Here is a 10,155-nt window from a genome sequence, read left to right as displayed (position 1 = left end):
TCGTCAGGCTAATATCAAAGCAAAACCCCCAGCTCGCAAGAGTTGGGGGTTTTTGCTTTGGGGGTTCGATATTTGAATATGCTTGCTTCCCTGGTAGAAACTCCTCGACTTTCTGTGACTGACAAAATCAATTGGGCTTAGGCTGCAGGAATAATCAGAATTACGCGTCGATTCTGGGCGCGGCCGATTTCCGATTTGTTGTCGGCAATCGGTTTTTGGGAGCCGAAGCCTTTGACCAGCATTTGATCGCTCTTCATGCCGGCTTCGACCAAGGTTTGCGCGACCGCATTGGCGCGGCGCTGAGACAGGCGCAGGTTGTAGTCGGCGCTACCCACATTGTCGGTATGACCTTCGATGCGTATCGCTTCGATACCGCTGGCCTGCATGGCTTGCGCGACGCGTTGGATGGAGGCGACGTGGTGAGATTGAAGTCGGTCGGAGTCGAACTCGAACAAGAGATTGGTATTCAGGTTCAGCTCCCAGCCTTCATCGGTTTCGACGAAACCCAGGGCCTTGAATTGCTTGACCTGAACAGCCGTGTATTTTTCCGGTTTGATCTGGGGGCTCGGCGGCGTCTGCGCGCAAGCGGACAGCAGAAGGACTCCGGCTAGTGCCAAGAGGTGCAGGCCTTTGCGGCCCTGCATTTGAAAGAGGGGCTGATCTTTACGGCTCATAGGGAGGCTCCTTTTTCGGTCAAGCTGCTCAGTTCAGCGTTGCTCAGGCTTGTGCTGGGCATTGGGCTCGGGCTCTTGTTGGGCAAGACGGTCTTCGATTTTTCCCGGTACATGGCCAAGTCTGCGGTTCGAAGCAGGCTTTCGGCACTGTCTCCATCTTTGGGAAAGGCGGCGATGCCTATGCTTGCGCTCATTGTGAGGCTGATACCTCCACCAATGGCGATCGGGGTCTCGCGCAGCGAAGCCAGCAGCTGTTGCTGAATTCGTGCTGCATCACCGCTGTGCCGCAGAGGGCGCAAGAGGATGACGAACTCATCGCCACCCAGGCGGCCGACCAAGTCGGTGTCTCTCACAGTGGCTCGCATGCGTTGAGCCAGTTCGACCAGAACTTTGTCGCCGGCATCATGCCCGTAGCGGTCGTTCACCTCCTTGAACTTGTCTGCATCGAGGAAGAGCAAGGCCAGCCCGGTGTCTTTGAGCTTGGCTTCCGCGATGGAGTCTTGCAACTCTTGTTCGAAGTAGGCGCGATTGGCTGCCCCGGTGAGTGCGTCGTGCTTGGCGGTGAAGCTCAGCAAATCATGGTCGCTGCGCAGGGCTTCATGGCGGCGGTGGAGTTCGGCCTCATTGGCCTGGACCTCGGCCAGCAAGGCATTGAAGTCGGCCCCCAATTCGTCGATTTCCTTGACCTGAGCGGTCGGCGCTCTGCGGCTGTAGGCGCGCTCTTCGCGGACGGCGCGGGTGTGCTGGGCCAGGGCTTGCAAGGGGTCGAGAATGATGTGCTCGATGCGGCGGGAGACCCACAGAACGGTCAGTGCCGTGAGCAAGATGCCCAGCAGAATCGCGCCCAAAGACCAGGCCAGCGTCAGCAGCAAGGCCACGCTATCGCTTTGCAGCTCCACTCTCGCGACATCGATGCCATCCAGTTGGACGGTGCTGCTGGCTTGCATGGGGAAGAGCCAACGCGCCAGGCGTGAAAGTCGGCTGTTTTGCCCGGCGCGGTGGTAGGCGGCCAGCTCTGCGCCGCTGGTCAGCACCACGCGGGCCTCGTTCAAACCTTCTCGGTCGACGATGTTTTTCAGCACTTGTTCGGTAGCGAGCGCGTCCTGAAACATGACGGCGGCTTCAACCGAGTAGCTGATGGAGCGGCCAACCAGCTCCAAGTTGTGGCTGAGCGAAGCGCGCAGCGCGAAGAAGGATGAACAGGACAGCAGCAGGCCGACCGTCAGCAAGGCCACCAAGGCCACGCGAAGCTGGGCCCGGTGCAACACGCTGGCCAGGGAACTGGAGCGGGGCGTGCTCATGACTTGCTCACCTGCCCGCGCGGCTTGGCCAGGCGCAAGACTTGGGCATTGACTCGCAAGCCGCTGCGGGTCACGGCGTCGAGATTGACTTCGAAACGGGTCGAGCTGCCAGCCTTGGACAGGCAGAACAGGCCACCATCGCTGCAGAACTCGGGTTCATGGCCTATGGTGAGCACCGGCTTGTGGTCCAGCTTGCGCAGGGCCATGCGCGCAGCGGGGGCGCTCCAGCCGTCGAAGTAGACCAGGTCGCAGCTCTCGGGCAGGGGCGTGTTGGCTTCGATGCGAGTCAGCAAGAGCTGGTGCCGGGTCTTGGTTTGCTCCAGCTGCTGGGCCAAATCAGGGGCATCACGGCTGCTGCGGCTGATGCAGACGGTCAGGCCGCGGCTGGGGCCGGGCCAGGCGGTGTAGTTCAGGATGCCAGCGACGATGGCGGCCGTGCTCAGCGGGGTCTCGGCCCCGGCCAGATTGTGGGCGTGATCTGTTGCGCTGGCTTGTGCCGCGGCCAGTGCGGGTGCGATGCAAAAAGCCGCGCTCAGCAAGGCCTGGGGGAGCATCTGTAAGAAACGGGTAGGGGCAAAGCCTGAGCGCATGGGCTGATACAAAAAACGTACTGCTTGGTCGCATTCTGCCCGCCGGGGACGCTCTGCGCCCGTCTTGATTGGAAGTTTGCAGCAGACTCAGAGAAGCACCGCACGAAAAGGCTGTTTGTGTGGCCAAGCTGTGGCTGAAGTCTGCCGCCACTTCGCGGCCAGGCGCGTCGGCAGAGGCGTACTTGGGCTGCGTACACTCTCCGGGCCTGTGGTCTTGAACTCGTGCGACCATAGTGAAAAATGCGCGTGTCCAAGCGTGCCGGTGCTTGTTGAGGGAGAGCGTCAAGTGGGGGAGTTTGATATGCGGCGAAAACTTGGCCTTGGCCTGCTGGTGTTGGGGCTCTGGCAAGGGGCAGTTTGCGCGGCCACGGGTGCTGCGGCCAGTGCTGTCGCGCCTGCGGGCCTGCGTCAGGAGGTGCTGGATGACTTCAGGCCGGTGCAGACGCCCGCCAAGGGGCGTGCCAAGACCCCCGCAAAGGCCGCGGTCAAGGCGCCGGCTTCGGCCTGGACGGTCGGTAGTTCTGATCAGGTTCGAGCCAGCTTGCGTCAGGACCCGAAGTTCGGCCAGTGCATGGACTATGACTTTGCTGGAGTTTCCGGCTATGCCGTCTTGCGCCGCGCCTTGCCCACCAGTTGGCCGGAACGTTTTGAGCTCCTGGCACAAATCAAGGGCAGCGGGGCCGGTGTCAATGACTTGCAGATCAAGTTGATCGATGCCAGCGGCGAGAACGTTTGGTGGGCCAACAAGGTCAATCTACAAATGCCGAGCAAGCTCACCGAGCTCAAGCTGCGCAGCCGCCAGATCGATTTTGCTTGGGGCCCCAGCAAGGACAAACGCCTCAAACAAACCGAGAGCATCGAGTTCGTGGTGGCCGCCGGTCAGACCGAGCGCGGCGGCGGCAAGGGGAGTTTTTGCCTGGCCGGTCTGGCCATGAACGAGAAGCCTCCGGAGCCAGCCTTTTGGCCCGAGCCCATCATCACCGTGGACTCCGGCTTTGTGGACTTTGACTACCAAATGCCGCGCGAGTTCAACGGTTTGGCGCTGCGCTGGCCTGCATTTGCACGCGGCCTCAACTACGAAGTTTTGGCCTCGAGTGATGGCAAGGCCTGGAGTTTGCTACGCAGCGTCAAAGGCAGTGACGGGGGCTTGGACGCGCTTTTTCTACCCGATAGCGAGGCGCGTTATCTGCGCGTCAAGTCCAGCGTGATGGCGCAACCCTCGGTGAATTTACGCAGCGCGGCGGCTTGGCCGGGCTTGAACTCGCTGATTGCTAGCTTGGCGCAGGACAAGCCTAAGTCCGAGGTGCAGCGGGGGGATATCCCGCGCGCCTGGTTGGGTGAACAGAACTACTGGACCCTGGTGGGGGTGGACGGGGGGGGGCAGCGTTCGGCCCTGCTGAGTGAAGACGGCGCGCTGGAGATTGGCCGCGGCGGCTATAGCGTGGAGCCTGCGGTCAAGCTGGATGACGGCAGCATCGTCACCTGGGCCTCCGCCAAGATCAGCCACAGCTTGCGCGACGGCTATCTGCCCCTGCCCAGCGTGCATTGGCAGCATCCGGCGCTGAGCCTGGACATCGAGGCCGCGGCCGACGGCCCGCGCGCGGCACCCAGCTTGATGAGTCGTTATGTGCTGCGCAATACCAGCGAGCGCCGTCAGCTCTACACCTTGATGCTGGCGGTGCGCCCTTGGCAGGTCAATCCGCCCCAGCAATTCCTGTCCACCCCGGGCGGGGTCACGGCTGTGCGCAGCCTGCGCTGGCAAGGCGGGGACTTGCAGGTCAATGGCCAGCCTGGCTTGCATCCCACGGAGGCGCCGCTGCTGGTGTCTGGCCTGCCTTTCGACTCGGGCCTGAGCCTCAAGGCCTTGCTGGCCGCGCCGGGGCTTGGCAGCATGAACGATCCGCAAGAGCATGCCTCGGCGCTGCTGCAGTTCCGGGTTTTGCTCGCCCCAGGGGAGAGCAAAACCCTGGGTTGGAGCGCGGCCTTGGGCGGCCTGGATCTCAAGGGGGGCAAGAGTGCCACCCTCAATCTGGCCGAACTCGACAGTCGTTTCGAGTTGGCGGCCGCGCATTGGCGCGAGCGCCTCAACCGGGTGGCCATCGTGTTGCCCGGCACGGGCCAGCCGATTGCCAACACTTTGCGGACTTCGCTGGCGCATATCTTGATGTCGCGCGATGGTGCGGCGCTGCGGCCGGGCACCCGCAGCTATGCGCGCAGTTGGATTCGCGATGGCGCCATGATGGTGGCGGGCTTGGTGCGCCTGGGTGAGGTAGAGGCGGCGCGCGAGTTTGTCGACTGGTATGGCGAGCGACTCTTCGTCACCGGCAAAGTGCCTTGCTGCGTTGATCAACGGGGCTCCGATCCGGTGGTCGAGAACGACAGCCATGGGCAGTACCTCTACGCCGTGGCCGAGGTCTGGCGTCACAGCCATGACCATGAGTTTTTGCAGCGCCACTGGGCCCGGGTGCAAAGCGTGATGGCCTGGATGGAAGGCTTGCGCCAGAGCGAGCGGGGCGAGGCCAATAAGAGCCTGGACCGTGCCCATCTTTTCGGCCTGCTGCCGCCCTCCATCAGCCACGAGGGCTATGCCGACAAGCCAGCCTATTCCTATTGGGACGATTTCTGGGCGCTGCGCGGCTATAAGGACGGCGTGCACATCGCCCGCGCACTGGGCCAGTACCAGGTCGCCCAGCAATGGGCGGCGCAGCGCGACGAGTTCCAGCGGGAGTTGGTGGCTTCCATTGCCGCTACCTCCAAGCGCTTTCATATCGATACGATTGCCGGGGCCGCTGATCGGGGCGATTTTGATGCCACCTCGTCCACCATCGCACTCAATCCAGCGCAGGCCCAGGACGTGTTGCCGCAGGCCTTGCTGAATGGCACGTTTGAGCGCTACTGGACCGAGATGAATGCCCGCAGCGAGGGCCAGCGCACCTGGACGGACTACACGCCGTATGAGCTGCGCAATGTGGGGGCGCTGCTGCGTTTGGGTCAGTCGCAGCGGGCGCACGCCATGCTCAATTTCTTTTTCAAAGACCAACGCCCAGCGGGCTGGAATCAATGGGCCGAAGTGGTCTTGCCGGAGCCGCGCGAAGTGCGCTTCCTGGGCGAGATGCCCCATGCCTGGGTGTCCTCCGACTTCATCCGCTCCGCGCTGGACATGTTTGCCTTCGAGCGTGAGGCCAGCGCTGAGCTATTGATAGGCGCGGGCCTGCGAGCGGACTGGTTGAAGCAGGGGGAGATCGCGGTGCGTGGCTTGTCCACGCCCTATGGCCCGCTGAGCTATGCCTTGTCCAAAGAGAGCTGGGGCTGGCGGCTGGAGCTGGAGCAGGCCGGCGCGCCGACCCGCTTGCTATGGCCAGACGGCCTGCCCTTGCCACGTGTGGCGGCCGAGGGCCATCCGCTCAAATGGCAGGGCAGGGAGTTGCTTTTGCCGGTGGCGCCGGCCACCGTGCGTTTGTCGGCCGATTGAAGGCGGCGGGGGCTAGTCGGCGCTGTCGACGTAGCAGTTCACGCCAGGGCCCAGGCTCAAGCCGCTTGATCGGCGCTGCGTGGACGGGCGCTGTGGCTGTTCTTGCTGACTTGGGCCGCCCCCATGCGCTCGACCCGGCGATGCAAGAAAGCGCGCGCCAGGCTGGACTCGGCCTGCAGGCGCTGGCCGATATAGAGCTCGCGGCGGCGCTCCTGGATCTGGCTGCGCAGCCGACTGGCCATCACGCCCAAGGGGTCCAGGCCCACCTCTTCGGCCTGGGTGATGGCGCTGCAAAGCTTGTGCATGGGATGGTTTTGCAAGGCGCTCAAATGCGCCTGCACCACCCGCAAGCGACCCTGCACGGCCAGCTCGCTGCGACCCAGCCAGGCATTGATGGCATCGGCATTGCCCCCATTGACCTTGACCGGGTCTTCACCGGTCGCCAGCAAAAGGGCGGCGATGCAGCTGCGGTCCTCACGGGCATAGGCTTGGTTGACCTGCATCATGGCTTGCTCGCGTTGCAGGCGCTGCGCATCGTTGCTGGCGAAATCGGGATGCAAGCGCATGGCTGCGCGGCGGTATAGCGTCTTCAGGCTGGGCGGGGCCAGGTCCACCAAGCCGCCGGGAGGTTCGGCCGGCAGCGGGGCGCCGGCGGGCATTTGTGGCAGCTGGGGCAGGGCCGTGGCCTGCGGCGCACGCGGCGCCGTGACTTCCACGCCGTTGCGGCGCAAAGCCTCGGCCAGAAAGTGGGTGGCGCTGTGGAGCTGCGACTCCAGGGCGTCTAGCTCCAGATAGTGCTCGCCCAGGGCCTCGGTATAGCGGTCCACAAATCGCTGGACCTCGCTGCGCAGGCTCTCAAAGGCCTGCTCTTGATCGCTCAAGAACTTCTGCATCTCGCTCAGCTGGCTGCGGCGACGTTCCAGTCCATGTCGGGATAGCGCTGTATTCGACATTGTCATGAGCGAGGCGAGGTTTTTGATGGGTGTGGAGCTGAGGCCCTATTGTGGACGGCCCGCGCGCGGGCTCAAAGCGAAAACAGCCCGCTGGCGGGCTGTTTATCTAGCGACTTACCCCGTGATCAGGGGGCAGAGGCGGCGCCGTCTGCCATAACGGCTGAAGCCATCGGCGTCGGCAGCGCCGCGCTCGATGCCGCTGAGGCCGGCGCGGTGATCGCCTCGGGCAGCTTGTGGGCAGGCGCCGAGACGGTGGGCAAGGGCAGCAGGGGCACGATCAGCAGTGCGACGATGTTGATGATCTTGATCAAGGGGTTGACGGCCGGGCCGGCGGTGTCCTTGTAGGGATCACCCACGGTGTCGCCGGTCACAGCGGCCTTGTGGGCTTCCGAGCCCTTGCCACCGTGGTGGCCGTCCTCGATGTACTTCTTGGCGTTGTCCCAGGCGCCGCCACCGGTACACATGGAGATGGCCACAAACAGGCCGGTGACGATGGTGCCCATCAAGAGGCCGCCGAGGGCGGCCGGGCCCAGCAGCAAGCCCACCAGCACCGGCACAACCACCGGCAGCAGAGAGGGCACGATCATTTCCTTGATCGCGGCGCTGGTCAGCATGTCCACGGCCGTGCCGTATTCGGGCTTGGCCGTGCCTTCCATGATGCCCTTGATGTCGCGGAACTGGCGCCGCACCTCCACCACCACAGCACCAGCCGCGCGGCCCACGGCCTCCATGGCCATGGCACCGAAGAGGTAGGGGATCAGGCCGCCGATGAAGAGGCCGACGATGACCTTGGGGTCGCTCAGATCAAAAGCCACGCTGATGCCACGGCTCTCCAGCGAGTGGGTGTAGTCGGCAAACAGCACCAGGGCGGCCAGGCCGGCGGAGCCGATGGCATAGCCCTTGGTGACGGCCTTGGTGGTGTTGCCCACGGCGTCCAGCGGGTCGGTCACATCGCGCACGCTGGTGGGCAGCTCGGACATCTCGGCAATGCCGCCGGCGTTATCGGTGATAGGGCCGTAGGCGTCGAGCGCGACGACGATGCCAGCCATGCTCAGCATGGAGGTGGCGGCGATGGCGATGCCGTAAAGGCCGGCCAGGCTGTAGGTGATCAGAATGGCGGCCGAGACAAACAGCACCGGCCAGGCGGTGGAGCGCATGGACACGCCCAGGCCGGCAATGATGTTGGTGCCGTGGCCGGTGGTCGAGGCTTGGGCGATGTGTTGCACCGGCGAGTATTGGGTGCCGGTGTAGAACTCGGTGATCCAGACCAGGGCGGCCGTCAGCACCAAGCCCACGGCGCAGGCGCCGAACAAGCGCATATGCGTGCCGGCACCCAAGGCGTCATCGGGGATGGCGGCCTTGGTGACGAAGAAGAAGGCGATCAGCGACAACACGCCCGCCACGGCCAAGCCGCGGTAAAGCGCCGGCATCACATTCTTCATGCCCGGTGAGGCCTTGACGAAGCTGCAGCCGATGATGGAGGCGATGATGGACACGGCGCCCAGCAGCAGGGGGTAGAGCACGGCGGCCAGAGGAGCGGCCGTGACCATCAGGGCGCCCAAGGTCATGGTGGCGATCAGGGTGACGGCATAGGTCTCGAACAGGTCGGCCGCCATGCCGGCGCAGTCGCCGACGTTGTCGCCCACATTGTCGGCAATCACGGCCGGGTTGCGCGGGTCATCCTCGGGGATGCCGGCCTCCACCTTGCCCACCAGGTCGGCGCCCACATCGGCGCCCTTGGTGAAGATGCCGCCACCCAAGCGGGCGAAGATGGAAATCAGCGAGGAGCCGAAGGCAAAGCCCAGCAAGGGCTTGAGCGTCGCCGCATCCACCTTCTCGCCGCCGCTGAGGTAGTAGAAGAACAGGCTAACGCCCAAAAGCCCCAGGCCCACGACCAGCATGCCGGTGATGGCGCCGCCCTTGAAGGCAACGTCCAGCGCCGGGCCTATGCCCTTGGTGGCGGCTTGGGCGGTGCGCACATTGGCGCGCACCGAGACGTTCATGCCGATGAAGCCGCAAGCTCCGGAGAGCACGGCGCCCAGCACAAAACCGACGGCGGTGGTGCGATCCAAAAAGACCGCGATCAAGAGGGTGAGCACAATGCCCACCACCGCGATGGTCTTGTATTGCCGGGCCAGGTAGGCGGCTGCGCCTTGCTGGATGGCGGCGGCGATTTCCTGCATGCGGGCATTGCCCGCGTCTTGACTCAAGATCCAGCTTCTCTGGATGAAGCCGTAGAGAACCGCGGCAAAGCCGCAGGCCAGTGCGAAGTACAGCGCCAAACTCGTCGACATGTAACTGTCTCCTGTTCTAGTGATTGCCGTGATCGAACAACGCGCCTGCAAGCTCGCCTTCGACTCAGCTGTTCTCACTGAAGGAAGGAGGAGCCCAGGTCACGTGGCCGAGCTTAAGTGATGCCCTCGCGACAAAGCAATTGAGGACCCTGGGTGTTTACCCAATGTGTGCGGGTAAACAAGGGGGCAAGGCGATTAGATTGGACTTGTTTTGATGCGCATCAGCTGCCTGTCAGTTCATGGCAAGCCCTGCCCTTAGAATCCGGGTTTCCCCCGGGCAATCAAAGCAGAAACTCATGAGCTTGCACAATGTGACCCCTGGCGCCAAGGCGCCTGAGCAATTCAACGTCATCATCGAAATCCCGATGAATGCCGATCCGATCAAATACGAAGTGGACAAGGAAAGCGGCGCACTCTTCGTCGACCGCTTCATGACCACGGCCATGCACTATCCCTGCAACTATGGCTATATCCCCCAGACCCTGTCGGACGACGGCGACCCGGTCGACGTGCTGGTGATCACGCCCTTCGCCCTGACGCCTGGCGTCGTGGTGACCTGCCGTGCCATCGGCGTGCTGAAGATGGACGACGAAGCTGGCGGCGACGCCAAGCTGCTGGCAGTGCCCATCGACAAGATCCTGCCCATGTACACCCACTGGCAAAAGCCCGAGGACGTGAACAAGATGCGCCTGAATGCCATCCAGCATTTCTTCGAGCACTACAAGGATCTGGAGCCCAATAAATGGGTCAAGGTGCAGGGCTGGGAAGGCCCCGAGGCTGCTCGCGCCGAAATCGTCTCTGGCATCGAAGCTTATAGAAAGGCCAACCAAGCCTAAGCCCGCTGCGGTCAAAGAAAAAGCGCCTTGCGAAA

General features: G+C 63.4%; 7 protein-coding genes. 2 read left to right on the top strand and 5 right to left on the bottom strand.

Annotated features, from left to right (window positions below; genetic code table 11):
- Positions 1–137: 137 nt before the first annotated feature.
- The 3 genes from DBR47_RS18345 to DBR47_RS18335 are packed head-to-tail and all read right to left on the bottom strand — an operon-like array spanning position 138 to position 2,565.
- Positions 138–674 (bottom strand): OmpA family protein, encoded by a 537-nt coding sequence (locus DBR47_RS18345; protein ID WP_124452689.1) that lies wholly within the window; start codon positions 672–674, stop codon positions 138–140.
- The gene (locus DBR47_RS18340; protein ID WP_124452687.1) at positions 671–1,975 is read right to left on the bottom strand and encodes a sensor domain-containing diguanylate cyclase; all 1,305 of its coding nucleotides are present in this window, start codon (positions 1,973–1,975) and stop codon (positions 671–673) included. Before DBR47_RS18340 ends, DBR47_RS18345 begins: the two co-directional genes overlap by 4 nt.
- Positions 1,972–2,565 (bottom strand): YfiR family protein, encoded by a 594-nt coding sequence (locus DBR47_RS18335; RefSeq protein WP_124452685.1) that lies wholly within the window; start codon positions 2,563–2,565, stop codon positions 1,972–1,974. The genes DBR47_RS18340 and DBR47_RS18335 overlap by 4 nt, the downstream gene beginning before the upstream one ends.
- A 301-nt stretch (positions 2,566–2,866) precedes the next feature.
- On the opposite strand from DBR47_RS18335, the gene DBR47_RS18330 reads away from it, so the two are divergent.
- Positions 2,867–6,037, top strand: coding sequence for a hypothetical protein (locus DBR47_RS18330; RefSeq protein ID WP_124452683.1), 3,171 nt, complete (start codon positions 2,867–2,869; stop codon positions 6,035–6,037).
- Between the two features lie 56 nt (positions 6,038–6,093).
- Here DBR47_RS18330 and DBR47_RS18325 read toward each other — a convergent pair whose 3' ends face one another.
- Together DBR47_RS18325 and DBR47_RS18320 are read right to left on the bottom strand one after the other, a co-directional pair.
- Positions 6,094–6,996 carry a J domain-containing protein gene (locus tag DBR47_RS18325; RefSeq protein ID WP_124452681.1) on the bottom strand — a complete coding sequence of 301 codons (903 nt, stop codon included), beginning with the start codon at positions 6,994–6,996 and terminating at the stop codon, positions 6,094–6,096.
- 119 nt (positions 6,997–7,115) lie between these two features.
- On the bottom strand, positions 7,116–9,284 hold the full coding sequence (locus DBR47_RS18320; RefSeq protein WP_124452679.1) for a sodium-translocating pyrophosphatase: 2,169 nt from the start codon (positions 9,282–9,284) through the stop codon (positions 7,116–7,118).
- A gap of 296 nt (positions 9,285–9,580) precedes the next feature.
- On the opposite strand from DBR47_RS18320, the gene ppa reads away from it, so the two are divergent.
- Positions 9,581–10,120, top strand: coding sequence for an inorganic diphosphatase (ppa, locus tag DBR47_RS18315; RefSeq protein ID WP_124452677.1), 540 nt, complete (start codon positions 9,581–9,583; stop codon positions 10,118–10,120).
- Positions 10,121–10,155: the final 35 nt, after the last annotated feature.

Source organism: Paucibacter sp. KBW04 (assembly GCF_003852425.1).
Taxonomy (GTDB): Bacteria; Pseudomonadota; Gammaproteobacteria; order Burkholderiales; family Burkholderiaceae_C; genus Paucibacter_A.
The sequence above is the reverse complement of the archived record's forward strand: the minus strand, read 5'-3'. Positions and strand labels throughout refer to the sequence as shown.